The 26,088-nt window shown below is 48.1% G+C and carries 18 protein-coding genes and 1 riboswitch; of the genes, 14 read left to right on the forward strand and 4 right to left on the reverse strand.

All coding sequences use genetic code 11. The features are described from left to right. The first annotated feature begins 5 nt into the window (after positions 1 to 5). The 5 genes from AB4027_RS04070 (at position 6) to AB4027_RS04090 (ending at position 11,551) form a co-directional block, all read left to right on the forward strand. A complete protein-coding gene (locus AB4027_RS04070; RefSeq protein ID WP_368646075.1) occupies positions 6 to 3,305 on the forward strand; it encodes a LysM peptidoglycan-binding domain-containing protein in 3,300 nt (1,099 codons plus the stop codon). A gap of 709 nt (positions 3,306 to 4,014) precedes the next feature. Further along, positions 4,015 to 6,432: a leucine--tRNA ligase gene (gene leuS, locus AB4027_RS04075; RefSeq protein WP_368646076.1), complete on the forward strand. Its 2,418-nt coding sequence runs from the start codon at positions 4,015 to 4,017 to the stop codon at positions 6,430 to 6,432. Positions 6,433 to 7,133: 701 nt separating this feature from the next. Beyond that, positions 7,134 to 8,897 carry an ABC transporter ATP-binding protein gene (locus AB4027_RS04080; protein ID WP_368646077.1) on the forward strand — a complete coding sequence of 588 codons (1,764 nt, stop codon included), beginning with the start codon at positions 7,134 to 7,136 and terminating at the stop codon, positions 8,895 to 8,897. Between the two features lie 219 nt (positions 8,898 to 9,116). After that, entirely contained in the window at positions 9,117 to 10,781 is a 1,665-nt protein-coding gene (locus tag AB4027_RS04085) for a polysaccharide biosynthesis C-terminal domain-containing protein (protein ID WP_368646078.1), read from the forward strand. Positions 10,782 to 10,822: 41 nt separating this feature from the next. Continuing rightward, the gene (locus AB4027_RS04090) at positions 10,823 to 11,551 is read left to right on the forward strand and encodes a pseudouridine synthase (RefSeq protein ID WP_368646079.1); all 729 of its coding nucleotides are present in this window, start codon (positions 10,823 to 10,825) and stop codon (positions 11,549 to 11,551) included. Positions 11,552 to 11,660: 109 nt separating this feature from the next. Here the strand turns inward: AB4027_RS04090 and AB4027_RS04095 are convergent, their stop codons facing one another. Together AB4027_RS04095 and AB4027_RS04100 are read right to left on the reverse strand one after the other, a co-directional pair. Then, positions 11,661 to 11,924 carry a hypothetical protein gene (locus tag AB4027_RS04095; protein ID WP_091487367.1) on the reverse strand — a complete coding sequence of 88 codons (264 nt, stop codon included), beginning with the start codon at positions 11,922 to 11,924 and terminating at the stop codon, positions 11,661 to 11,663. A 116-nt stretch (positions 11,925 to 12,040) separates the two neighbouring features. Beyond that, entirely contained in the window at positions 12,041 to 12,886 is an 846-nt protein-coding gene (locus tag AB4027_RS04100) for an NAD(P)H-hydrate dehydratase (protein ID WP_368646080.1), read from the reverse strand. A 226-nt stretch (positions 12,887 to 13,112) separates the two neighbouring features. On the opposite strand from AB4027_RS04100, the gene pepV reads away from it, so the two are divergent. Together pepV and AB4027_RS04110 are read left to right on the forward strand one after the other, a co-directional pair. Next, on the forward strand, positions 13,113 to 14,519 hold the full coding sequence (pepV, locus tag AB4027_RS04105) for a dipeptidase PepV (protein ID WP_368646081.1): 1,407 nt from the start codon (positions 13,113 to 13,115) through the stop codon (positions 14,517 to 14,519). A gap of 165 nt (positions 14,520 to 14,684) precedes the next feature. Next, positions 14,685 to 15,620 (forward strand): hypothetical protein, encoded by a 936-nt coding sequence (locus tag AB4027_RS04110; RefSeq protein WP_368646082.1) that lies wholly within the window; start codon positions 14,685 to 14,687, stop codon positions 15,618 to 15,620. Between the two features lie 614 nt (positions 15,621 to 16,234). On the opposite strand, the gene AB4027_RS04115 is transcribed toward AB4027_RS04110, so the two are convergent. Beyond that, positions 16,235 to 17,395: a GerMN domain-containing protein gene (locus AB4027_RS04115; RefSeq protein ID WP_368646083.1), complete on the reverse strand. Its 1,161-nt coding sequence runs from the start codon at positions 17,393 to 17,395 to the stop codon at positions 16,235 to 16,237. A 39-nt stretch (positions 17,396 to 17,434) separates the two neighbouring features. Then, positions 17,435 to 18,628, reverse strand: a complete 1,194-nt coding sequence (locus AB4027_RS04120) for an iron-containing alcohol dehydrogenase (protein ID WP_091490088.1) — start codon at positions 18,626 to 18,628, stop codon at positions 17,435 to 17,437. Between the two features lie 252 nt (positions 18,629 to 18,880). Between AB4027_RS04120 and gcvT the strand changes: the two genes are divergently transcribed. The 7 genes from gcvT to AB4027_RS04155 all read left to right on the forward strand — a co-directional run bounded on the left by gcvT (position 18,881) and on the right by AB4027_RS04155 (position 25,754). Beyond that, the gene (gene gcvT, locus AB4027_RS04125) at positions 18,881 to 19,993 is read left to right on the forward strand and encodes a glycine cleavage system aminomethyltransferase GcvT (protein ID WP_368646084.1); all 1,113 of its coding nucleotides are present in this window, start codon (positions 18,881 to 18,883) and stop codon (positions 19,991 to 19,993) included. A gap of 36 nt (positions 19,994 to 20,029) precedes the next feature. Next, positions 20,030 to 20,416, forward strand: coding sequence for a glycine cleavage system protein GcvH (gene gcvH / locus AB4027_RS04130; protein WP_368646085.1), 387 nt, complete (start codon positions 20,030 to 20,032; stop codon positions 20,414 to 20,416). Positions 20,417 to 20,548: 132 nt separating this feature from the next. Continuing rightward, positions 20,549 to 21,904, forward strand: coding sequence for an aminomethyl-transferring glycine dehydrogenase subunit GcvPA (gcvPA, locus tag AB4027_RS04135; RefSeq protein ID WP_368646086.1), 1,356 nt, complete (start codon positions 20,549 to 20,551; stop codon positions 21,902 to 21,904). Beyond that, the gene (gcvPB, locus tag AB4027_RS04140) at positions 21,905 to 23,380 is read left to right on the forward strand and encodes an aminomethyl-transferring glycine dehydrogenase subunit GcvPB (RefSeq protein ID WP_368646087.1); all 1,476 of its coding nucleotides are present in this window, start codon (positions 21,905 to 21,907) and stop codon (positions 23,378 to 23,380) included. 90 nt (positions 23,381 to 23,470) lie between these two features. Then, positions 23,471 to 24,256: an SDR family oxidoreductase gene (locus AB4027_RS04145; RefSeq protein ID WP_368646088.1), complete on the forward strand. Its 786-nt coding sequence runs from the start codon at positions 23,471 to 23,473 to the stop codon at positions 24,254 to 24,256. A 552-nt stretch (positions 24,257 to 24,808) separates the two neighbouring features. Then, a complete protein-coding gene (locus AB4027_RS04150; protein WP_177165563.1) occupies positions 24,809 to 24,970 on the forward strand; it encodes a hypothetical protein in 162 nt (53 codons plus the stop codon). A 130-nt stretch (positions 24,971 to 25,100) separates the two neighbouring features. Beyond that, positions 25,101 to 25,754, forward strand: a complete 654-nt coding sequence (locus AB4027_RS04155; protein WP_368646089.1) for a carbonic anhydrase — start codon at positions 25,101 to 25,103, stop codon at positions 25,752 to 25,754. A 162-nt stretch (positions 25,755 to 25,916) separates the two neighbouring features. Beyond that, positions 25,917 to 26,084, forward strand: a riboswitch (Lysine riboswitch). Positions 26,085 to 26,088 lie beyond the last annotated feature (4 nt).

A 26,088-nucleotide genomic window follows, 5' to 3' on the forward strand; every position in this document is an offset into this window, starting at 1 on the left:
ATTACATGATGAAAAGACATTACATGCCCCTTAATACTAAAATACATCTAAAATCGCAGACAAAATCTTTTGCTTTATCCACAGGGATACTGGCCGGGCTGGTCGCTTCTGGCGGATTTAGTCCAGCAGTGAATGCAGAAGAACTGGATATCGACCAGGAAAAGCTGGGAGACCTTTATGAGCAGTACAACCAGATCGAAAGAACCGAAAGCGATGAAGCAGACACTGAAGCAGATGATAAAGCAGACAGTGAAACGGCCGAAGTGATCACAGAACTGACAGAGGAACAGAAAGAAGAACTTGAGATCATCAAAAATCAGCTGATCAAAATGATCGAACTGGCTGGTGGAGAAAGTGTATTGGAGCAATTACATAGCCATTCACTGACTTATGAGCAACTGGATACGATATTCAATGCACTCCTTGAGCGCAGTCTTACTGATGATTCAAATACAGAAGCTGAAGAAACAGTAGAAATGACAGACGATCAGGATACTGACGGCCTGGATACTGCAGTAGAAGAAGATGCACAGCCAAAAGTCCTTAACATAACTGAGACAGCTGCCACATCAGAAGAAGAGGATAAAGAGCTATTAGAGCAGAACATAGAAGCAACTGAAGCAGTAACTGATGAGCCGGAGGGAGTAGATGGCACGGACCCGGTTCAGGAAGTCAAGGATGAGGAAAATGTCGAAACTGTCAGACCTACTGAGATTCTAGAACCATCTGAAACAAAAGAGACGCCAAGTGCAGCTGAAGAAGAGGAAGAGGCTCTGGTTTATGTCGTCAAGTCGGGAGATACGTTGGGCAAGATCGCACAAAAATACCAGACCACAGTGGCTGAATTAGCTGCACTGAATAACATCACTAACGTCAACCGTTTATCGGTCGGTCAGGTCCTGGCTATAAATGAAGCGGGTAAAGAAGAGGCCAAGGTTCCGCAGCCGACCAGACCAGATGATTTAGATAAGGTGAGCACACCGCAGGAATTCGTGAAAAACATCTCGGGATATGCCCAGCGTGTGGCCAGCGAACAGAATATCTATGCCTCTGTCATGATCGCCCAGGCCAGCTTGGAGTCCGGTTACGGCAAGAGCAGTCTGTCCCTGCCGCCAAATCATAACTTGTTCGGCATCAAGGGTTCGTATAAAGGCGAATCCGTAGCCAAACGTACGCAGGAGTATTATCCGAATACAGGCTGGATCACGATCACTGATAACTTCAAGAAATATCCGTCTTATGAAGAGTCGCTCCAGGATAATGCCAATCTTCTGCGCAAGGGTCTAAGAAGCAATTCTGCCTTTTACTCAGGGACTTGGGCCGAAAACACAACGAGCTATAAAGACGCCACACTATGGCTGCAGGGAAGATATGCCACCGATCCAACTTATGCATCTAAACTGAACAGGATCATCGAACAGTTCGACCTGACGCGCTTTGACCAGGTCGACGTGAATAAAGACAGCGCAGAGACCGGCACACCGGAAAATCCGGCAACGCCAGAAAATCCTTACGAAAAAGTAACGACCTATAAGATCATCAGCGGGGATACACTCAGTCGGATCGCACAGAGATTCAACACGACCGTTCGTGAGCTGAAAGCAGCGAACAAACTGACCGGTGATCTGATCTTCGTGGGTCAGGAACTCATCGTGCCAGCGCAGGATGCTGATGAAAAGCCAGAAACACCTGTAAAACCAGAGACGCCGGAAACGCCGTCTGAGGATGCTGAAGATTCAGATGATAATGCAGACGCACCTATAGAAGACGAAGAACTCGATAAGGATAAAGACGACTCTTCTGAAACACCAGTTGAAGAAGAAGTAACTGAGGACAGCGAGTCTGTAGTAAACCGCTATACAGTCATACGCGGCGATACACTTTCTCAGATCGCCAAACGCTTTGGCATAACCGTGGCCCAGCTCAAAGCAATGAACAAACTCACCGGGGACACTATTTATGTCGACCAGAAGCTGATAATTCCTGGTACCGTAGAAGTGCCGGCAGAGAACGATAAGCCCGTTGAAGATGCTGAAGATGAAGTCAACGAAGACAGTGGACAGGATGAAAAAGAATCAGAGGACATAGACGATGCATCATCTGTCTTAGTCGTCCGCGGGGATACGCTGTCCCAGCTTGCCAAGCGTTACAAGACGACGGTGAAAGCCATTCAGGAAGCCAACAAGATGATTTCAGACAGGATCTATGTCGGCCAGCGATTGACACTTCCAAAGACGGCAATGGATTCTAGTGAACAGCCTGTAAAAGAAGAAGACAAGCAGGATAAACCGGAATCAGAAGAGGCTACACCGTCCGGACACGAAGACATCTATACAGTAAAAGCCGGCGACACCTTAAGTCACATTGCTAAAGAATTCAACATGACGGTCGCTCAGCTGAAAGAACTGAACAAGCTTTCCAGTGATCTGATCCGCGTGAACCAGCAACTGCGCATATCCGGCAATTCGGTAGAGGACGCCAAGCCTGAACCGTCTAAACCGGCAGACAAGCCTATAAAAGAAGAAGCACCAGTCGACGCGACCTACACCGTGAAGTCAGGCGACACTTTAAGCCATATTGCTAAACGCTTTGATACGAGCGTTTCCAAACTCAAGTCAACCAACAGACTGACACGAGACGTCATCTATGTCGGTCAGAAGTTGAAGGTCAACGGAATCCCTCACGTCGAAGAAGAAAAGACGGAACCGGTAAAAAATGACCAGCAGAATGATGCCGTAGACAATGCAGCAAGAACTGTCACAGTCAAAGCCGGCGACTCACTCGGCGTTATCGCACGTACTTACGGCGTTTCACTGACCCAGCTGATGAAACTGAACAACATCAAAAATGCAGACCGTATTTATGTCGGACAGACACTGAAGCTCGGGCAAAAAAATGCCAGCGTTGACGCAGAGGATAAGGAAACAGATAACGTGAAACCAACGCCGTCTAAACCTGATCTTTCTGAACAAACGAAGGTGAAGACCTATCAGGTCAAAGCAGGGGACACGCTGTCCCGTATCGCCAGAGAATTCAAGGTGACGGTCAGCCAGCTGAAAGAATGGAACAAGCTGAAAAGCGACATCATCTTTGTCAATCAGAAACTGACGGTCAACGTACCTTCTGCTGAAAATGAAAAGCCTGAGTCAGCAAAAACGGATGCAAAAGACAAAACCTATACGGTGAAGTCGGGCGACACCTTGTCGCATATTGCTAAGGCGCTGAACCTGTCAGTCAGAGAACTCAAAGAACTGAACGATCTGAAAAGTGATCTGATCTTCGTGGATCAGCGTTTGACGGTCTAATATAGTGAGAAACCCAGCTGCGTTCCTTGTGGCTGGGTTTCAACTGTTTTGGGATCGATTGAATGGTTTTTGGAACAAGTGACGCGTTATTATAGCGTCACTTGTTCCAGTAAGCTGTTTGCGGGACAAGTGAGGAAGATTTTGAGACATACTTATCCCATATTCAGATTTGCGGCATAAGTGGCGAGGATTTTGGGGCTCACTTGTCTCATAATAGGATTAGCAGGACAAGTGGCGATACTTTTTCTGTTCACTTGTCTTGCTGACGGGTTATCAAAAGGATATTCGCCAGCGTACAGCTGTTCCATTGATCAGATGCACTTTCTTCTTCAAGAATACTTTAGCGTCAAATAAGTGTTGCGGCGGTCTCGAAGCTTTGGTATGATAAGACCAAGATTTAAATGCTTTGCAGGAGTAGTAAGTGAATCGTCTGACTTAGAGAGTGTATGGCTGGTGAAAATACACGAGACGCTAACTGAACTCGCCCGCAGTCGATGCAGCTTTAAGCTATCAAAGACTTAAAGACGTTTTCCGCGTTAAGGAAAGAGGTTGCCTGGTATTCTTTAAGTAGCAGGCGGCAAATATAGGTGGTACCGCGACTTTAACGCCCTATGCTCAGTGAATTTTTGCTGATCATAGGGCTTTTTTATTTGGCGGAGGGATCACGAACAACGGATAAGAAGAGGTAAACAAAAAAGGAGAGAACAACATGTCTTTTAATCATCACGAGATCGAAAAGAAATGGCAAAATTTCTGGAAAGAAAACAACACATTCAAAGCGACGGAAGACGACGATAAGGAATTCTTCTATGCGTTGGATATGTTCCCGTACCCATCTGGTCAAGGCCTGCATGTGGGGCATCCGGAAGGTTATACCGCAACAGATATCATTTCACGCATGAAACGCAGTCAGGGCTATAACGTCCTGCATCCAATGGGCTGGGATGCCTTTGGACTTCCCGCAGAGCAGTACGCCCTGGATACAGGGAATGACCCGGCAGAATTTACAGAAAAAAATATCCAGACCTTCAAGCGTCAGATCAACTCGCTTGGGTTCAGTTATGACTGGGAAAGAGAGATCAACACGACGGATCCTGAATACTATAAATGGACGCAGTGGATCTTCACCAAACTGATGGAACACGACCTGGCTTATCAGGCAGAAGTCCCTGTCAACTGGTGCCCGGCACTTGGAACAGTCCTGGCCAATGAAGAAGTCATCGACGGGAAATCTGAACGCGGCGGACATCCGGTCTACCGCAAGCCGATGAAACAGTGGATGCTTAAGATCACAGCTTACGCCGACCGTTTGCTCGAAGATCTTGAAGACGTGGACTGGCCTGAACATATCAAAGACATGCAGCGCAACTGGATCGGCAAATCTGAAGGGGCCGAAGTGACTTTTGACGTCAAAGATTCTAAAGAATCCTTCTCCGTCTTCACGACACGCCCAGACACCCTGTTCGGTGCGACTTATGCTGTCTTGGCGCCTGAGTCTGACTTGGTCGACAAGATCACATCGGCTGACCAGAAAGAAGCGGTCGATGCGTACCGTAAAGAAGCAGACAAAAAATCCGATCTTGAGCGGACCGACTTGAATAAAAATAAAACAGGCGTCTTCACAGGGGCCTATGCTGTCAATCCGGTCAATGGCGAGGAAATGCCGATCTGGATCGCCGACTATGTGCTGGCTTCCTACGGGACAGGTGCGATCATGGCTGTACCGGCACATGACGAACGCGACTTTGAATTCGCTCAGAAGTATGACTTGGAGATCCGTCCGGTATTAGAAGGCGGAGATACCACGAAAGAAGCTTTTGTCGGCGACGGCAAGCACATCAACTCTGACTTCCTGAATGGACTCGGACTTGAAGAGGCTTTAGACAAGATAATCGAATTCCTTGAAGAAAAAAACATCGGCGAACGCAAGACGACGTACCGCTTGAGAGACTGGCTCTTTGCCCGTCAGCGTTACTGGGGCGAACCGATTCCTGTGATCCACTGGGAAGACGGCACGACTACGACGATCCCTGAAGAAGACCTGCCTGTGATCCTGCCGAAAACGACGGAGATCAAGCCGTCAGGCACTGGTGAATCACCGCTGGCCAATATCACCGACTGGGTCAATGTCGTGGACGAAGAAACTGGCATGAAAGGCAAGCGCGACACGAACACCATGCCGCAGTGGGCAGGCAGCTCATGGTACTTCCTGCGCTTCATCGACCCGCACAACACGGAGATGCTGGCTGATCCTGAAAAACTGAAGAAATGGCTGCCGGTCGACTTGTATATCGGCGGAGCAGAACATGCCGTGCTGCACCTACTGTACGCACGCTTCTGGCACAAATTCCTGTATGATCTGGATCTGGTCCCAACCAAAGAGCCGTTCCAGAAACTGTATAACCAGGGCATGATCCTGGGCGAGAACAACGAGAAGATGTCGAAATCAAAAGGCAACGTCGTCAATCCGGACGATGTGGTCGACAAGTTTGGGGCAGACACGCTGAGAGTCTATGAAATGTTCATGGGTCCGCTCGACGCAGCGATTGCCTGGAGCGAAGAAGGACTCGAAGGCTCGCGCCGTTTCCTTGACCGCGTCTGGCGTCTATTCGTTGACGAGGACGGCAAGCTCCGTGACCGCATCACGACCTATAACGACAAGTCGCTTGAAGTGGTTTACCACCAGACTGTCAAGAAAGTGACCGAAGATTATGAAGAGCTTCAGTTCAACACGGCTATCTCACAGCTGATGGTCTTCACGAACGCGGCCTATAAGGCAGAAGGTTTGCCTTTGGACTATGTCAAAGGCTTCATTCAGCTCTTAGCGCCTGTTGCACCGCACTTGGGCGAAGAACTTTGGGCTAAAGTCACAGGTTCTGAGGAAAGTATTTCTTACGAACCTTGGCCGACTTTCGACGAGACCAAACTGGTCAAAGACGAAGTCACCGTAGTCTTCCAGGTGAACGGCAAGGTCCGTGCGAAGGCACAGGTATCAAGCTCCATCGCCAAGGAAGAACTGGAAGCGATGGCCATGGAAAATGAACGCATCCAGGAGTTTATCGAAGGGAAAACGGTCCGTAAAGTGATCGTTGTCCCGGGCAAACTGGTCAATATCGTAGCGAATTAAGCTTTTTATAAGGATTTAATGTAGAGGGAATCAGCTCAGGCTGATTCCTTTTCCTATTTAAATGAAAAACGTCATTGGGTTGGACTAGTATTGATGGGGACGACAGGAAAGCTTTGCCGGGGAGCGTCTTTAACCGTAACTCAGGAGATTACAGGTACATGAGATCCTCTTATTGGAACTGATAACGATAACTCATTAGGTTACTGGGCAGCGAGTTCCTGTTATCACGGGCCATAATCCCAACTGGCTAGTTCTAGAGAGTCTGGGTTACTATTATAAGAGCCTATAACCCTAACTCGGATAAAGCAATGGGGTCGGGCTCCTATTATCCCGGCTGATAACCGCAACTCCTGGACCATTTGATTTTTGAGATAGTGCTATAGCAGTCTATAACCGGAACTCGCAAGGCTTATAAGCTTTGAGTTCCCGGAATAAGCAAGCATTCCCAAAGCTGGGGCTTACAGTAGCCTATGAGTTTCGGTAATACCCAACAAGACAGCACAGCAACCGACAAATCCTGTCTTACCCAGAAAAAGGCTGGAGCAGTCACCGGAAAATGCGAAAAAGAAAGAACCAATAAGGGTAGAGGTTGAGCCAGCCGGCTCAACCTCTTCATTTCTAATAGCTTACTACCAGAGGATGCGTTAAAATAAAAGAGAGCATTGAAACAGTTAATGAAGCAAGAATCGAGGAGCGTTTTTATGGACAGGAAAAGAGAACTCAAAACACCGACCAAGCAGGACCTGAAAAAATTCAGCCGTCTCTTGTGGTCGACCAACATATCCAAAGGACTAATTGCCATTGGTCTGGCTGGCAGCATCATCTCCACAGTGACCCAGCTGATGATCCCGCTGGCCACCCAGCAGTTTATCGATGGTATTGAATTTGATTTCTTTACCCCGTGGATGATCGCCGCAGTCATCGGTATCTTTATCGTACAAGTCTTATTCAACGGCTTTTCAAACTATGTCTTACATAAAATCGGGCAGCATGTGGTGGCGGGTTTGAGAGAGTTTCTCTGGAACAAAATCATCCGGCTCCCGGTATCGTTCTTTGACAGGTATGCCTCCGGAGAAATCGTCAGCCGTCTAACGAATGACACGTCCATCGTGCAGAACCTGATCTCATCCTTCTTCCCGCAGTTCATCAACGGGATCCTGACGCTGATCGGCATCTTCTTCATCCTTATCGTCATGGACTGGCAGATGACACTGGTCATGCTCACAGCCGTCCCGCTGGCGCTGATCCTTACGCGTCCTCTAGGTAAACGCATCGCTAAAGTTTCCCGGGAAATGCAGGACGAAACCGCTCAGTTTTCCGGAAAAGTCCAGCAGACGATCGCAGAGATACGACTGATGAAATCCTCGACAGCAGAAACATTCGAAAAAAATAAAGGCGAGCAGAATATTAATAAACTGTATCGTATCGGTCTGAAAGAGGGCAAGTACATCGCCATTATTGGGCCTTTGATGTACACGCTGATGATGGGGGTCATGGTTTTCGTCATCGGCTATGGTGGGGTCCGTGTAGCACGCGGCGTTATGACGACGGGACAGCTGGTCGCTTTCCTGCTGTATCTGTTCCAGGTCATCTTTCCGATCACCACCTTCATGAACTTCTTCATGCAAATCCAGAAAGCGGCCGGGGCCACCGAGCGGATCGCCCAGATCCTCGACGAAAAAGAAGAAGAGAAAGCTGAGGGCAAAGAAGTAGAGATCGACGATCTGCCGATAACTTTTGACAACGTGAGCTTTTCCTATGAATCAGACAAGGAAGTCATCAGGCAGATCTCGTTTGAAACACAGCCGGGTGAGAAGATCGCCTTTGCCGGACCGAGCGGGGGCGGGAAATCGACGCTTTTTGCCTTGCTCGAACGGTTTTATACCCCGGACAGCGGTGTGATACGTGTGGGCGATATGCCGGTCGAAGAGATCAGTCTGCAGTCCTGGCGCAGTCAGATCGGCTATGTGTCTCAGGAAAATGCAATGATGTCGGGAACGATCAGAGAAAATCTCTGCTATGGACTGACGAACCCGGAAAGTTTGACAGAAGACCGGTTGTGGGAAGTGCTAGAAATGGCCTATGCGAAGACATTCATCGAACAGTTCCCGGATAAACTCGAAGAAGAGATCGGCGAACGCGGGATCAAACTGTCTGGCGGACAGCGTCAGCGCATCAATATCGCCCGGGCCTTCTTAAGAAATCCCAAGATACTGATGATGGATGAAGCAACAGCCAGTCTGGACAGTCAGTCTGAAAAAATCGTTTCACAGGCTTTGAATAAACTGATGGAGGGACGGACGACCTTCGTCATTGCCCATCGGCTGTCAACGATCCTGGACGCGGATAAGATCCTCTTTATCGAAGAAGGACGGTTGACGGGCGTGGGACAGCATCATGAACTGCTGAAAACTCACCCGCTTTATCAGTTGTTCGCCAGTCAGCAGTTGTCAGAAGAAAGGTAATATAACGATTGAGTGACAATTCTGGAACGTTTCATGAATCTTTACGCTAAACGATTGCGCCCTTATGATTAAAACAGTAAAATAGGGGTTAGGTCAAAAGGAGCCGTGTGCTCCTTTTTTTCTGAATAAAATAATAATCCGCTATATTGAATGTTTAAGTAAAGTGCTTGACCTTTTAGCGCAACACAAAAGGATTCTTTGAAAGAAGGTTTCAATAAAATGAATAACGATACAACAAATAAGGCAGTTCATAAAGACGACTCTCACGATAGTAGAATGGTCAGTGGAGCTGCATGGATGACTGCCGGAAGTATGACGTCAAGGATCCTTGGAGCATTATATGTTATCCCCTGGTTTGCCTGGATGGGCGGTCAGGAACCAGGGAACGCGGCCATGGCACTGTATCAGATGGGATATACGCCCTATGGCTTTTTCCTGGCACTGGCCACAGCGGGTGTGCCTTCTGCCATTTCAAAGCAGGTCAGTTATTACAATGCTCTGGGTGAGTATGAAGTCTCCAAAGGGATATACAAACAGGGTCTTAAAATCATGGCATTCACTGGTGTCTTGTCTGCGCTGGTCATGTATTTCATAGCCCCTCTAATCGCCCAGTCCAGTCCGTCGTCAAGTACGAGTGAAGCCGTGATCATCATGCGCTCCCTCACGCCGGCTTTGCTGATCATCCCGGCTCAGAGTGTGACCCGCGGCTTTATCCAGGGCCACAATAATATGGCCCCTTCAGCGATCTCGCAGATCCTGGAACAGCTGACACGGATCATCTTCCTTTTAGGCGCCGTCTATATGATCAGACAGGTGATGGGTGGAGAAGTCGTCACAGCCGTGGCGTATTCAACCTTTGCGGCATTTGTAGGCGCGGTGTTCTCACTGGGCTTTCTGGCCTATAATCTCAAACACATGAAGACGGCCTTTGACTATGCACCGGAAGAAAGTGCTGGGAAAGTTTCCGTGTCTCCCAATCAGCTGATCGTCAATATCATCAAAACATCGATCCCGTTTATCATTATTGCTACAGGTATCATCGTTTTCCAGATGGTCGACCAGCTGACCTACAGTCCACTGATGCGTGCCTTTTCTGATATGAGTCTGGACATGATCGAAGAAACATACGGCATTACGCAGGGGAATGCGCACAAGCTGATCATGGTGCTGACGTCATTTGGTACGGCGCTGTCGATCGCTTCCGTTCCGTTGATCAGTGACCTGATCGCGAAAAATAATATGAATGAAGTCAGAAGACAGTTTTCTAAAGCCGTACAGCTCCTTTTGTTCGCCATGTTCCCGGCTGCCATCGGTATGGCTATCGTTGCCGAGCCGCTGTATGCCATCTTCTACGGCCACAGTGACTTGGGTACCAGCATCACACAGGTATCGGCTGCCATGAGTATTTTTGTTGCTTTATATGCCGTCCTCGGGAACATCCTGCAGGCATCTAATCTGACGCGTCCGGCGATCAAAGCCCTGCTTACGGGACTGGTCGTGAAGATCATCAGTCAGGTACTGTTCGTCTGGCTATTTGGACCTTATGGCATGCTCTTGTCAGCCATAGCCGGCTTTTTAGTCAGCTGCGGCCTGATGATGACTATCATGCACAAAAACACACATTATTCTGCCACACGTCTCTTTAGACGTTCACTGCTGATTTTACTCATCTCATTAGTGATGGGCGCAGGCACTGGACTGACAAAATTCGGACTGAACTTCTTTATCGACTACAACAGCCGGTTACAGTCCCTGATCGCTCTGGCGGTACTTGCAGTGGTCGGTATCCTTATATACGGATCGCTGGCACTGAAAACACGTTTGGCTGATCGGCTGGTCGGAGCCAAAGCTGCTAGTGTGAGACGTAAACTGAGAATGAATTAGACAGATAACAGATAAGCGAGCGAGACGAAAGGAGAGTTATTATGCGTTTAGATAAATTACTGGCCCACAGCGGGTTAGGTACACGCAAAGAAGTGAAAAAACTACTGAAGAAGAAAATCGTCGAAGTGAACGATGAAATCATTGTCGATCCGAAAACGCATGTCGACCCTGAAACAGATACCGTGACGGTCGGCGGGGAAAGCATCGACTACCAGGAATTTGTTTACTTCATGCTGAATAAACCTCAAGGCGTCATCAGCGCGACTGAAGACCATGTTCATGAAACGGTCCTGGATCTACTGGAACCACAGGACAGTCTTCAGGAGCCGCATCCGGTCGGTCGGCTGGATATCGATACAGAGGGGCTGTTGGTCCTGACCAACGACGGAAAACTGACCCATCGTCTGCTTTCACCTAAACACCACGTAGACAAGAAGTACTTTGCAGAAGTCGAGGGACTGGTCACGGAAGAAGATGTCAAAATATTCAAAGAAGGCATCACGCTCACCGACGATCACGAATCCTTCGAGACCATGCCGGCTGAACTGATCATTCTGGAAACGGACCAAGCATCCGGCAAATCACGCGTGGAAGTCATCATCCAGGAAGGTAAATTCCATCAAGTCAAACGCATGATGGAGGCTGTCGGCAAAACGGTGATCTTCTTGAAGCGCCTGTCAATGGGGGAACTGAAACTGGATCCCCAACTGGAACTGGGCGCTTACCGACCCCTCACGGATGAAGAAATCGATATGCTGAGAAACAGTTAAACAGAATACAATACAAAAAGACATGAACCGTCTGACGCTCGCCTTTAGTGAAAAAGGGAAGCCCCGACTGGTTCATGTCTTATTGTTTATCCTTGAAAATCGACAGTCTCTACAAGACGAACGTCTGCAGAATGAGTGCAAGAAAGCCGGCAGAGATATAAGCGGCTGCAATGCTGATCGTCCAGATCGTCTTGCGCTTTTCGTAGGCATATTCTTCATCAGAATACTCACCGCTGGCTTTGGGCATCTGCCAGAGCGTGAAAACGAACAGTGCCGCGATACCCAGGAAATATACGAGCTGAAAATTCAGATACATCAGAATAAAACCCAGTATAAAGGTCCATACACTGATCCATAACAGTTTCTTTTTCATTTGAGGTCATCCTTCACAGTAAACTTGGTCACTATTTAATTGTATCGTTTCTGCTGATGACTGGCAATGGAAAATAGTGTGAAGCGATCGGCCGTACCTTTTCAGCTCGTCATGATTTAAATCCAGCGTCTGTGTTTATCTGTCGAGAACTCCTTCATGACTTTAGGGATCTCTTTGATGATGGCGGTCGGCAGCGTCACATAATGTGTCAGGCTAAGGTCATCTGCGATATAGCTGTGCAGATAAACAGCTGACAATACGCCTTCTTTGATGGTATCGAATTGAGGAACGAAGCCGCCGATCATGCCGGCCAAAGTATCGCCCATCCCGCCGGTCGCCATGGACGGATTGCCGGTCGTGTTTTCCCAGACTTCATCATCACAATAGACTTCTGTACGGGCTTTTTTAAGGACGACAATAGCGTTCAGCTGTTTGGCATAGCCCAGATTGACATCATCGTACTGATCATCAGGTGCCAGATGAGTGAGTGTACGCCATTCTCCGAGATGAGGTGTCAGGACAAGTGTGGCATCAGGTTCAGGCACTGTTTCATTAACGTGCAGATAGATACCGTCGCCGTCCACCAAAAGGATCTGATAAGACTTGACGGTCTCGTAGACGGTCTGTAAGACAGCAAGTGCTGTTTCATCTCGTCCAAGACCTGGTCCCAAAACGATCATGTCCACCGACTCGACGTAATGTTTCAGCTGCTGTGTATCTGTCATATCCGTGAACATCGCTTCCGGCAGACGCGCATGCAGGGCGGCTTTATTGGAAGGGTGGGTGGCCACTGTGACCAGACCGGCTCCGCTGTAGACCCCGGCAGAGGAAGCAAGGATGATCGCCCCGCCCATATTCTCGTTGCCGCCCACAAACAGGACCCGGCCATAGGACCCTTTATAGCTGTCGCGTTCACGGGTCGGAAGAAAAGCTCTGACTTTATCTTTAGTGATTTTTTCCATGTGATATCCCTCCTGAAATTGACAAATGTTCTTATCCTTAGTGTAGTACTTCTGCCTGAAAGAATCACGCCAAAACGACTGTTAAAGAAGAAAAATACGTGTGAAAGAACGTAAAGACCAGAAATCTTCCGACAAAATGCTGACACATTGATTGGAGTTTCATGAAATTAATGATAAAATGGTAAAAGAGAGTACGTTTTGATACTCAATCAAGGAGGACGAATAAATGACACAAAATATAGACTGGAAAGCAGAAGCAGCGAAGCGCAAAGACGCGTTTTTTGACGATTTATTTGAATTACTGAAGATCGATTCTGTACGTGACGACGATAAAGCCACGGACGATGCCCCTGTAGGACCGGGACCAAAAGAAGCCCTGGAAGCCTTTCTTAAATTAGGCGAGCGCGACGGCTTTGAAACGAAGAACGTCGACAACTGGGCCGGCCACATCGAATACGGTGAAGGCGATCAGCTGATGGGCGTTTTAGCTCACGTCGACGTCGTGCCAACAGGAACGGGCTGGGAAACCGATCCCTTTGAGCCGGTCATCAAAGACGGCCGTTTGTATGCCCGCGGATCAAGTGACGACAAAGGACCCGGCGTGGCAGCTTACTACGCACTGAAAATGATCAAAGAGCTTGACCTGCCCGTATCTAAAAAAGTCCGTTTCATCATTGGAACAGACGAAGAAAGTGAATGGAAAGGCATCAAGCATTACCTTAAGACAGAACAGGAACCGGACTTTGGGTTCTCACCTGACGCGACTTTCCCGATCATCAACGGTGAAAAAGGGAATGCGACCGTCTTTATCGAAACCAAAGGTGCTGTCGACGGCGGATCAGAAGAACTGGTTCAGTTTGAATCAGGTCTGCGTCCGAACATGGTCCCTCAAGATGCTGTCGCAGTCGTGAAAAGCAAAAATCCGGAAGCCCTTCAGTCAGGCTTGGCAGACTTCCTGGACGGCCTGCCTGTCACAGGAACAGCCGGTGTCGACGGTGATCAAGTGACCTTAGAATTCGTTGGTAAAGCAGCTCACGGAAGTAAGCCAGCCAGCGGTGTCAATGCAGCAACTTACTTGGCACGTTACCTTTCAGATTTCGACTTTGCCAAAGATGCCAAAGCCTTCCTGGAACTGACGATGCTGTATCTGCACGATGATCCTGAAGGTGAAAAACTGGGCATCGACATCACAGATGAAACGATGGGTGAACTGACTTCCAACCCTGGCGTCTTCTCATTCAAGGCGAATGAAGGCGGCAAGATCACTGTGAACATGCGTTACCCTCAAGGCACGACAGAAGATGCTTTATTTGACACGTTCAAAGCTAAACTGTCAGACTATGACGTGACATTATCAAAAGCTAACGGAAAAGAGCCACATTATGTACCGGCGACTGATCCTTTAGTCACGACCCTGCTTGACGTGTATCACCGTCAGACAGGCTTGGATGCCCACGAGCAGGTCATCGGCGGAGGCACATACGGCCGCTTGATGGAACGCGGTGTCGCATACGGCGCAATGTTCCCGAACAGCGTGGACACCATGCACCAAGCCAACGAATTCATGGCAGTGGATGACCTGATGAACGCTATGGCCATCTACGCAGAAGCCATTTATGAACTGATCAAATAATCAGAATAGACTGAATATGACGCATCCCCTTTACTGTTTAATGACAGTAGAGGGGATGTTTTTTGATTAATCTTATATAATATATAGCTTTTTATCGAAAAGCCCTCATCAGTTTGCGGCAGCTGTGTTATACTGGATTAAACTAGGTTGAAAAGGAGACGTCTTATGAAAAAGTTACTTGCTGATAGTTTTCACTCCTTAGGTTCATTTATCAAAGAGAATAAAGCAGCATCAAGTGTCATTTCAGCACTGGTCCTCGTTTTGTTCATTATTGTAACGATCGGCATCGGACGGTCCCAGCATCGTATTGACCGACAGGAATTGCAGGCTGTGGATTCGGCGGAAGAAGAGGGTTTTTCTGAAGAGGAGAATGACGACCGGACCGATGAGCCGGAAAAAGCGGACAACAGCAACGATAAAGAGGAAACTGTTGACGAAGATGCGGATAAGGACTTAGAAGAAGACCTTGAAACGTCGGAGCTGGATGAAGAGACAGACGTTTCAGATGTTGAAGAAGAGTCGGAAGAAGATGAAGCGGAGTGGACAGAGACGGCGGAAACTGCCTCATCATCATCAGAGTCTGACGGGACAGCGCCGAAAGTAGATAAGGGCTCTCAAAATACTGATGTGTCAAAGAATACAACCAATAGCCCGTCATCTGATAAAAATGAGACAAGTAAACCAGACAGTGATTCCGCGGAAAAACCATCTGTGGATTCAGATCCTTCTAAACAAGATTCAGACGGTGATGCTGACAAAAAGCCAGAAAAAAATCAGTCCGCTGAAGAGGAAGACAAATCGAGTGGTTCAGCAACGACACCTGATAAAGAAGAGCCAACGGACGCAACAGATGACGGGAATGTCAAACCAACTGTACCCGATTCAACAGAAGGTACAGATGAAACAGATGAAGATCAAACAGAAGAAACACCTGTCGAAGAAGAACCGGCAGACGACTCAACACAAGAGGAAAACAAGCAGCCTGCATCAGGATTAGATCAGCAAACGGATACTAAAGAACCAGCTAAAAACACTGAACCTGCTGACACCACGACGAAAAACGACAGCAAACAAACAAGTGATGATTCGGATACTGAATAATAAGGGGTGAAAGCAATAAAGAAGAAGCTAGCCGCGTGCTAGCTTCTTTTCATAATACAAAAGACCTTCTGGAGGGACTACTCACTGATTACTAAAGACTGAGTAGACACTATCGTGGCCGAAATGTCGCAGTCAGGTCAGCCAGGCTTAGCGAGTGGACACTTCGGGGGACAGAATGTCGCAGTCAGTTCAGCCAGGATCAGCGAGTGAACACTTCGGAGGTCGAAATGTCGCAGTCAGGTCAGCCAGGATCAGCGAGTGAACACTTCGGAGGTCGAAATGTCGTAGTCAGTTCAGCCAGGCTCAACGAGTGAACACTTCGGAGGTCGAAATGTCGCAGTCAGGTTAGCCAGGCTCAGCGAGTGAACACTTCGAAGGTCAGAATGTCGCAGTCACGGCAGCCAGGCTCAACGAGTGAACACTTCAGCGGACAGAATGTCGCAGTCACACCAAAGTCGATCGACCAGTGAACACTTTCACCGAATATCGATCAAACACGGGGATACGCAAACCCCAAGACCAATAAGGAGGCTTTGGGTCCCCAAAGCTGTCCCAATAAAAAGGCTGTGCGCTCCGATGTCAGAAAGACAAAAGAGCGCCACAGCCTTAGTTAGTTACTCGTTGACATTTGAATAGTCGACGGACAAGGTCTCGCCTTCATCGAGAGCGATATGACCGGATTCATAAGGTTCATTGTCCAGCGTGATGAGCACCTCTTCGACATTATAATAGCCGCCGATGGTATTGACGATACCCTGAAGGATCATCGACTCAACTCCCGAGCCGGCATTCATATCAGCCAGATCGGTCGAGAAGTCCACATGTACGACGCCATCCTGACGCAGGTACATGAAGTTGATGTCTGTACTTTCCGCAATGATCTGGGCGGTTTCAGTGTCGGGGGCCTGACCTCTCAGGATTTCGGCCATGGCCAGTCGGGCCGGTTCGTTGGTATAGAGTGCCATTGTCACCGAAGTCCTGTCCAGCCCCATCGCCTGGTCATCAACACTGTAGACCGTGAGTGGTATTTCTTCCGGCGTATTTTCTGATCGTGTATCGAGAGTGGAAATCACATTGTTTTCACCCTCTTCAGTCTTGAAGATCCGTTCAACCAGCCCGATGTCTTCAGCGTAATACTCGACCGTTTCACTGCCGTTCTCCGATGTGCGCGTGACTTCCAGAGCGGTCACCTTTCCAAAAGACAGGTCTTTTTCGACAGCGACGCCCGTGATTTCAGAAGTCGATCCGGTGGGGCTTTCCCATGAATGGCCTTCTTCCAAAGGCTTTTGCAGAATGATCTCAAAGTCATCCTGCTCACTTTCCAGACCGGTATCGGCGAAGTCTTCACGGAAATAGGTTTCCGGCCGTACGAAGACTTCTCTGACTTCTTCATCGGAATACTCATAGATCGTCACGACATCCGTTCCGCCGGTCGATTCGACCATCTGGACCGAGTCATCTTTGACAAACTGCGGATAACGGGTGAAAGGCGCAAATTCGTTGCCTTCGCCTTCGTAATCCAGCAGGGTATCTTCAAACTTGGGGAACCAGACAGTCAGATCCTGTTCCACTTCAGCTTGTTCATCATCCTCTGTTTCCTCCTCTGAATCAGGGGCTCCAGGGTCCGCTGCTCCGTTTTCGTCAGAAGGTGTTTCTTCTTCCATATCGGGGTCCTCTGTGTCCATATCAGGATCATCGAACCAGCCGCAGCCGGCTAACAGGGCACCCGAGACGAGAAGGGAAGACAGAAGGCGGGTCATTTTGAGTTGCTTCATCACACATCACTCCTTTCGATTGATTCAAGTCAGTATCAATTAAAAGTTTAGTTCCAGAGCTTTTTGGTAAATTTCCCGCGAGACATCCAGTGTCTGGTCACCGCGCTCGGAAATGGCTTCGTTGCCGTGGTCTTTCAGCTGTCTGACCAGGGTGTCGATATCGGCTTCTTCCACACCGACGTCGGAAAGATTTGTAGGCATATCAATGGATTTGAAGAAGGCAACTGTTTTCAGTATAGCCGCATCGATCTTGGCTTCTTCGGTTCCTTCTGTAATGCCCCAGACTTTTTCGGCATACTGGACGAGTTTGTCCCACTTCTTCAGTTTGCGGACCACCATCACAGCAGGCAGGATCGCCGACAGGCTGCGCGCATGGTCAGTGTTGTTCAGGACGGTGATCTCATGTCCCAGGCCGTGAGTGGACCAGTCGCCGGGAACGCCGCGGGAAATCAGACGATTCAAGGCTAACGTTGCTGTCCACATGTAGTTGGCACGAAGGGCGTAGTCGTGATTGTCTTCATCCACGACATCCGGACCGATTTCGATCAAAACGCGCAGCAGACCTTCGGCAAATTCGTCCTGGACCATACCTTTGACCGGATACGTCAGATACTGTTCGATGACATGGACGAAGGCATCGGTTATCCCATTGGCCAGCTGACGCTTAGGCAGGGTATAGGTGAGTTCGGGTTCTAATATCGAAAATTCCGGGAAGACGTGCTTGGAACTGAAACTGATTTTCGCTTTCTCTTCTTTGAAGGTAATGACTGATGTCTCGTTCATTTCTGATGCCGTCGCTGGTAACGTCAGTACGGAACCAAAGGGAACGGCTGATTCGACCGGCAGGCCTTTTCCGATGCCTTGACCAAAAATATCTTTTGGATCGCCGTCGAATGCGATGGCTGCAGCAATGAACTTCGTCCCATCGATGACTGAACCGCCGCCGACAGCAAGAAGATAGTCGTAGCGCCCTTCTTTAAACTGTTTAACGGCTTCCATGCAGGTCGAATAAGTCGGGTTGGCTTCGATACCGCCAAACTCCCCGACGATATGGCTGTGAAGGGCTTCTTTGACGCGGTCCAGTGTACCGAAGCGTTTCACACTCCCGCCGCCGTACGTGATCAGAACCTTTTTACCGTCCGGGATAAGTGCACCCAGTTCATTGATCTTATTTTTTCCGAATAAAACTTTTACAGGGTTATAATAAACAAAATCTGACATTGCTTTTTCCATGAAAAGTGACCTCCTTAGTTAGTACCTCAAGTATAGCATAAGTCCCTAAAAGTCTTAAAAGAGAAGCAAGCGGCCGTACAAATTATCTATCCGACGAGAACAAGATTAGAGGTTTATGAATGCGCTTACTTAAGTTTCTCATCTTTCCCTTTTCTAGTTTCAGAAGTGACTGAATCATGTTAAAATGGATAAGAAATGACAGAGTGTGGAAGGAAGATCATTCTGTCAGAAGAAATGTATGGAGGGATAGCTTTGGCAAATGAAGAAACTGAGTTGCAGCGCACGCCGTTATATCCGTACTATCAGGAAAACAATGTCAAACTGATCGACTTTGGATCATGGGCATTGCCGGTCCAGTTTACAAAATTAAAAGAAGAACATCAGGCCGTCCGGGAACACGCCGGTATTTTTGATGTGTCGCACATGGGAGAGATCAGAGTGTCAGGCGACAAGGCGGGAGACTGGCTGAACCGGCTGATCACGAATGACGTGACAAAAATCGATACCGACCAGGCCGTCTATACCCTTGTCACCAATGAAACAGGTGGGATCTTAGACGATATCATCATCTTCAAATTCAGTGAGACCGACTATCTGCTGACGCCGAATGCGTCGAACACGGATAAGATCTGGCAATGGCTCAACGAGCATAAAGAAGCAGGCATCGAGTTGACTGACCAGTCGAAAGACACAGGGCTGATCGCTATCCAGGGGCCCAAAGCCAAAGATATCGTGGCTGAAGTCTTCGGAAAAGAAGCACTGGACATCGAGAACTATCACTTCAGACAACATGTATCGGCGGAAGGTCTGGATGATGTCCTGTTGTCCCGTACCGGTTATACTGGAGAAGACGGGTATGAATGCTATGTCAAATGGGACCAGACAGAAACGCTCTGGAAAGCTTTCTTACATGCCGGCGAAGCGTATCAGCTGCAGCAATGTGGTCTGGGTGCACGCGATACCTTGCGTCTTGAAGCAGGGATGCCGCTTTACGGACACGATCTTTCTGAAAGAGTGACACCACTGGAAGCCGGCCTTCGTTTCGCAGTCAAATGGGACAAACCGGAACCCTTTATCGGGCAGGAAGCTTTGGAAACTCAGAAAGAAACAGGCACGACGTACTTATTACGCGGCTTTGAAGTAAAGGGCCGAGGGATCGCTCGGGAAGGCTATCCTGTCTATAACGAAAACGATGAAGAAATCGGCGAAGTCACCTCGGGGACCCAGTCACCGACCTTAGGTAAGAGCATCGGCTTCATACGCATCAAAAAAGCCGGCATCAAGCTAGGGGACACCGTCAGGATCCAGATCCGAAAAAACAAAGTGGATGCAGCGATCACGAAGAAAAACTTTTTAAAGAACTGATTAGACTAAAAACTTATAAATAGAGGAGAATGCATAATGACAGATACTGCCAAATTATTTTACACCAAAGAACACGAATGGGTCGAACTGGTCAATGATGACTATGTACGTATCGGCATCACGGAATACGCCGTCGAGCAGCTAGGGGATATCGTTTTCGTCGAACTGCCTGAAGTGGGGACGGACTTATCCGTGGAAGATGAGTTTGCAACGGTCGAATCTGTAAAATCAACATCTGAAATCTATGCACCGGTGGACGGTTCTGTGGCTAAAGTCAACAGCAGTCTGGAAGACGAACCGGAAAAAATGAATGAATCCCCTTATGAGGAAGGCTGGCTCATCGAACTGCAGTCCAAAAATACCGTCGACACCTCTGATCTTCTGGATGAAAAAGCGTATCAGGATTATCTGGATACACTTTAAACACTGTAACCTATGACCATGTAGAAAGAAAAGGCTCTAACTGCCTTTTTCTTTCTACCTTTTTATTACCGACTGCGTTAAAGATTTTCATAATAAGAATGATGTGGAAAAACCACATGAGGAGTGATCAGTTTGGACAAACAACACCGTTACCTGCCGACGACTAAAGAAGACCGCAAAGAGATGCTGGAGACCATCGGCGTATCGTCGATCAAAGAACTGTTTTCAGATATTCCTGAATCCACCCGGGCAACAAAAGAAAAAACCGTCGAGCTGGAAGAAGCATTGAGTGAACAGGCATTGACCCGCTATATGAAGGAACTGGCCGATGTGAACATTACGACCGATACCCATGCGTATTTTATCGGTGCCGGTACATATGACCACTATATTCCCAGTGTCGTGAATCATGTGCTCCTGCGCTCTGAATTCATGACGGCCTACACCCCGTATCAGCCGGAAGCCAGTCAGGGGGAACTCCAGGCTCTTTTCGAATTCCAGACCATGATGTGTGAACTCACAGGCATGGATGTCGCCAACTCGAGTCTCTATGACGGGTTCACGTCCCTTGGAGAAGCCTGTAACCTGGCCACATCTGCGACGAAACGGAATGAGGTCGTCTATTCCGGTGCGATTCATCCGCAGGCCAAGGAAGTCGTTGGGACCTATGCATACGGTATGGTATACGATGTGAAAGAAGCCGGCCTGGATGGTACGTATACCGATATGGACGCACTGAAAGAGCTGGTGAGCGAGCAGACGGCTGCCGTGATTATTCAGTACCCCAACTTTTACGGCACCATCGAAGATCTGAAGGCAGTGAAAGAGTTGTGTGACGCAACCAAAACCTTGCTCATCGTCATGGCTAATCCGTTAGCGCTGGCACTGCTTGAATCGCCAGGCAAACTGGGCGCTGATATCGTTGTCGGTGATACCCAGCCTTTGGGCCTGCCGATGAGTTTTGGTGGTCCACACTGCGGCTACTTTGCCGTGAAGAAGAAGTTTATGCGTAAAGTGCCGAGTCGTATCGTGGGACAGACGACCGATGAAGACGGCAAGCGCGGGTTCGTCATGACGCTGCAGACACGTGAACAGCACATCCGTCGCGAAAAAGCCACATCCAATATGAGTTCAAACCAGGCACTGACTGCTCTGGCCAGTTCCGTGTTCCTGTCCACTGTCGGCAAAGTCGGCCTGCAGGAAATGGCACAGCAGAATATTAGTCACGCCCACTACGTGAAAAACCAGCTGAAAGCCAAAGGAATGGAAATCCTGTCTGATGATGCCTTCTTCAACGAGTTTGTTGTCAAATGCAATGAGCCGATCGAAGAGGTGTCCAAGAAACTTCTGGAACAGAGTATCGTTTCCGGGTACGACGTGTCAGACTATCTGGGCGTGGAGAATGCACTACTTTTATGTGTCACTGAGAAACGGACGAAAGAAGAAATGGATACACTGGTCGATGTTTTATCAGGGGAGGGGAAATAGATGAATACAACCTATAACGATCTAGTCTTTGAGATTTCCAGAAAAGGACGTCAAGGGTACAGCCTTCCTGAGTCATCGATCGAAACGACCGACTTAAACGACGTCATTCCCGCTCATTTAATGAGAGAAACACCGGCTGAACTCCCAGAACTGTCTGAACTCCAGGTGATGAGGCACTATACTGCATTATCCAACAAAAACTTCGGTGTGGAAACCGGCTTTTACCCACTTGGATCCTGTACGATGAAATACAACCCGAAAGTCAATGAAGACATTGCACGATACAGTGGATTTTCCAATATCCATCCCCTGCAGCCGGAAATGACGGCTCAGGGAGCCCTGGAACTGATGTACCGACTGGAAGAAAACCTGAAAGAAGTGACCGGCATGGATGCCATCTCACTGCAGCCGGCAGCGGGGGCTCAGGGCGAATGGTCGGGCCTTTTGATCTTTAAAGCCTATCATGAAGCAAACGGTGAAGGCGATCAGCGCAAGAAGATCCTGGTTCCCGATTCTGCTCACGGAACGAACCCGGCGAGTGCAGTCGTGGCCGGCTTCGATGTGGTTGAAATCAAATCCAACAAAGAAGGCCGCGTCGGAGTCGAAGCACTGAAAGAAGCTATCGGACCGGACACTGCCGGACTGATGCTGACCAATCCGAATACCTTGGGCTTGTTTGAAGTCGATATCGTTGAGATCGCCCGGATCGTTCATGATGCCGGTGGGCTTCTCTATTATGACGGCGCCAACGCCAATGCGATTTTAGGTAAATCGACGCCTGGCGAAATGGGCTTTGACGTTGTGCATTTGAACCTGCATAAATCATTCAGCACACCGCACGGCGGCGGTGGACCAGGATCCGGTCCGATCGGCGTGGTGGATTATCTGACTGATTTTATGCCGTCACCGCGCATCGAAAAAGACGAAGACACGTACAAGCTGACCTATGATCATCCTAAATCGATCGGCCGTGTGAAAGGCTATTACGGTAACTTCGGCGTCAACGTCCGTGCGTATTCATACATCCGCTCGATGGGGGCAGAAGGCCTGCAGCAGGTATCCGAAGATGCAGTTTTACATGCCAACTACCTGAAAGCCAGGCTGGAACCGTATTATGACACGCCATTCAAATCGATCTGCAAGCATGAATTTGTATTGAGCGGCAACCGTCAGAAAAAATTGGGCGTCAGAACGCTGGACATCGCCAAGCGTCTTCTGGACTACGGCTTTTATGCACCAACAGTCTACTTCCCGCTTATCGTGGAAGAGTGCCTGATGATCGAACCGACCGAAACAGAAGCCAAGGAAACACTCGATGCCTTTGCTGATGCCATGATCGAGATCGCTAAAGAAGCCGAAGAAAATCCGGAACACGTGACGGGTGCACCGTATACTAAATCGGTCAGACGACTGGACGAAGTGACTGCGGCGAGAAAACCGATCGTGACGTATCAGAGAGACACGAAAGCCGAGTAAATAGACTAGCCTTTAAAAGTGTCACCTGCGAACAGGATATCAATAGAAATAGTTGCTGCAGACAAGTTGAAAAGTTAGGGAGAGGATTGGATGGATTTAGAACTTTCAGGAAAAACAGCGTTAGTTCTGGCCTCAAGTTCGGGACTTGGAAAAGCCATAGCCCATGAACTGGCAAAAGAAGGTGCCAATGTGATGTTGACGAGCCGGACGAAAGAAACGCTTGAACAAGCGAAAAGCGAGATCGAAAAAGATGCCAAAGGAAGGGTCGCCTATTTTATCGCGGATCTGACCGATGCCCGGAGTATCAAAGAGCTGGCAGCCGCTACACGTGAAGCCTTTGGAACGATCAGCATTCTCGTCAATAATACCGGCGGGCCACCAGGGGGTTCCTTTGAAACATTTACTGATGCAGACTGGCATAAAGCTTTTGATCTGACCTTGATGAGCTATATCCGGACGATCAACGAAGTCCTGCCTGACTTGAAAGAAACACAGGGACGCATTTTGAATAATGCCTCGTCATCCATCAAGCAGCCGATCGACGGTCTGATCCTGTCCAATGTCTTTCGAATGGGCATCCTCGGGCTGTCTAAAAGTCTCTCCCAGGAACTTGCGGGAGACGGCATCCTGGTCAATACGATCGGTGCCGGACGCATCGAAACAGATCGTTTAAAGGAACTCGATAGCCAACGGGCCAAGCGCCAAGGTAAAACCACTTCAGAAGTCACTGGATCCATTGAAGCAGGGATCCCGCTTGGCCGATATGGTCAGCCGGCAGAACTGGCCAAGATGGCGACGTTCCTCGTCTCAGGTGCCAACACCTATGTCACAGGTCAGCAGCTGCTGGTCGACGGCGGCATGACCAAAGCGTATTAAACTGGATTTTTTTATACATTTGATTGAATGACTGACTCGTGTGTTGATTAAACGCGGGTCAGTCATTTTCTTTATAAAGTGACAAGCTCACAAAGAAAAAAATCCCGACCGTGTCATTTTTCCTGCGAAATGACAAGCCCATCGGAGGCAAGATTTTGAGCATGTCATTCTCCTTCCAATACGACCAGCTCACCGAAAAATATAAGCTGACATTGCCGCCTTATTCGAAAAATGACAAGCCCATCGACATCTGACTATTGAGTCTGTCAGTCCCGGCATAAAACGACAAGCTCATGACAAAGGAACGATTGAGCTGGCTGCAGGCTACAGGAACTACAAAGGAAGCTGACCGGCAGTTTCTATAAATAGTACTTTTCTATGATTTTTGTTAATATAAAAGAGTAGAAGACACACACAGATTTATGTGGAACTTGAGGGGTACGAGGGATATGAGGAGAAACATCAAACAAAGGAAAAAGCTAAAATGAAAAAATATGTGTACATATTTTTCTGATAAGGATTTTGCGCTATTAAATCATAGGAGGCTAAAAAATGAGTAGAACGAAAAAAATCATCATCGCAGCAATTTCGATCACAGCGAGTCTGGCTGCTTCTATATCCGGTCTGTTTCTTACATTCTTTGTGATAGGAAAAAAAATAGATGAGGCATATTCGCCGAAACAAAAGCAGGATAATGAAGAGTATAATAATTGACTGAGCTGGTTGACCGGTTCAGGTCCACTTAAGGGACTTACATTTCACATCAAAAAGGTGTATACTCACAGCTGCGTGAAGATTCTTTTCACGCGGTATTTTAATGAGCAATTAACGAAAGGGAATGAAAATGAAAGAAAGAATCAAGCGAGGTCTGGAGTCTTTCCAGAGGCATACATATAAAGAATTTGAAACACTTTACCAGAAACTGGAAACACAGCAGCACCCCGACACACTTTTTATCGGCTGTTCTGATTCACGGGTGAGTCCAGAAAGACTTCTGAATGCCGCTCCGGGCGACATCTTCGTCCTGCGAAACATTGCAAACAGCGTGCCGTCAATACATGCGGAGGTCTACGATACAACGACCCTGTCTGGGATCGAATATGCCGTTTTAGTCCTGAATGTGAAAACGATCATCGTTTGTGGTCACTCCAACTGTGGAGGTTGTGCCGCAGCTCTTTCAGGCAAACAGGGATTATCAGAGCTGCCGTATACTCAACATTATCTGCAGCCCTTGGAAGGGTTATGTGAAGAAGTAGAGGCCTGTGCGGCAGACGAACCCTATAAGGGAAAGGCTAAACTGATGGAAGAATTGAATGTTCTGGAACAGCTGAAACATTTGAAAGAGTATGACTTCATAAATGAACGGATAGCTGACGGAAGATTGGAATTAGAGGGCTGGCGTTACGATATCGGATCAGGAAAAGTAGAGCGATATGACAATACGGATGAGCAGTTCCAACCGATCATTGCATCTGAAAAAAACAGAAAAGTCCAATAGAAGCCAACGTTCTGTTTGAGTGCTTCTTTGCTTAAAGGGCTGAGGCATCGCGTTTTAAAGAGCCACTCCAGGATGTTTTCAAGTGAATAATCAAGCAGAACTTAAAATTCATCCTTGAAACATTTATATAAATAAGGTAAACTAAAAGACATTGAAAATAGAAGATAAGATAGAGGCGCAAAGAATAAGAGTACTGTCCGGAGGTTTGACTGCCTGCGAACGACAGGAAAGGGTTCTTTGCCGAAGGAAAGTGAGCGTCAACTTGCTTGTCCTGGGCATACGTTGAATAAGCGTATGACTGTCACGCTTGCGTGGAGCACTATCCTTGAATATG

The sequence above is a fragment of the Alkalibacterium putridalgicola genome (assembly GCF_040959045.1).
In the GTDB taxonomy this organism is placed as follows: domain Bacteria; phylum Bacillota; class Bacilli; order Lactobacillales; family Carnobacteriaceae_A; genus Alkalibacterium; species Alkalibacterium putridalgicola.

Excerpts from the sequence above, each read along its gene's own strand:
- AB4027_RS04155 (WP_368646089.1), top strand. The coding sequence starts at position 25,101 with ATGAAAGAAAGAATCAAGCGAGGTCTGGAGTCTTTCCAGAGGCATACA.
- leuS (WP_368646076.1), top strand. The coding sequence starts at position 4,015 with ATGTCTTTTAATCATCACGAGATCGAAAAGAAATGGCAAAATTTCTGG.
- AB4027_RS04070 (WP_368646075.1), top strand. The coding sequence starts at position 6 with ATGATGAAAAGACATTACATGCCCCTTAATACTAAAATACATCTAAAA.
- AB4027_RS04080 (WP_368646077.1), top strand. The coding sequence starts at position 7,134 with ATGGACAGGAAAAGAGAACTCAAAACACCGACCAAGCAGGACCTGAAA.
- AB4027_RS04115 (WP_368646083.1), bottom strand. The coding sequence starts at position 17,395 with ATGAAGCAACTCAAAATGACCCGCCTTCTGTCTTCCCTTCTCGTCTCG.
- AB4027_RS04085 (WP_368646078.1), top strand. The coding sequence starts at position 9,117 with ATGAATAACGATACAACAAATAAGGCAGTTCATAAAGACGACTCTCAC.
- AB4027_RS04110 (WP_368646082.1), top strand. The coding sequence starts at position 14,685 with ATGAAAAAGTTACTTGCTGATAGTTTTCACTCCTTAGGTTCATTTATC.
- AB4027_RS04145 (WP_368646088.1), top strand. The coding sequence starts at position 23,471 with ATGGATTTAGAACTTTCAGGAAAAACAGCGTTAGTTCTGGCCTCAAGT.
- pepV (WP_368646081.1), top strand. The coding sequence starts at position 13,113 with ATGACACAAAATATAGACTGGAAAGCAGAAGCAGCGAAGCGCAAAGAC.
- AB4027_RS04090 (WP_368646079.1), top strand. The coding sequence starts at position 10,823 with ATGCGTTTAGATAAATTACTGGCCCACAGCGGGTTAGGTACACGCAAA.
- AB4027_RS04150 (WP_177165563.1), top strand. The coding sequence starts at position 24,809 with ATGAGTAGAACGAAAAAAATCATCATCGCAGCAATTTCGATCACAGCG.
- gcvPB (WP_368646087.1), top strand. The coding sequence starts at position 21,905 with ATGAATACAACCTATAACGATCTAGTCTTTGAGATTTCCAGAAAAGGA.
- AB4027_RS04095 (WP_091487367.1), bottom strand. The coding sequence starts at position 11,924 with ATGAAAAAGAAACTGTTATGGATCAGTGTATGGACCTTTATACTGGGT.
- AB4027_RS04120 (WP_091490088.1), bottom strand. The coding sequence starts at position 18,628 with ATGGAAAAAGCAATGTCAGATTTTGTTTATTATAACCCTGTAAAAGTT.
- gcvH (WP_368646085.1), top strand. The coding sequence starts at position 20,030 with ATGACAGATACTGCCAAATTATTTTACACCAAAGAACACGAATGGGTC.
- AB4027_RS04100 (WP_368646080.1), bottom strand. The coding sequence starts at position 12,886 with ATGGAAAAAATCACTAAAGATAAAGTCAGAGCTTTTCTTCCGACCCGT.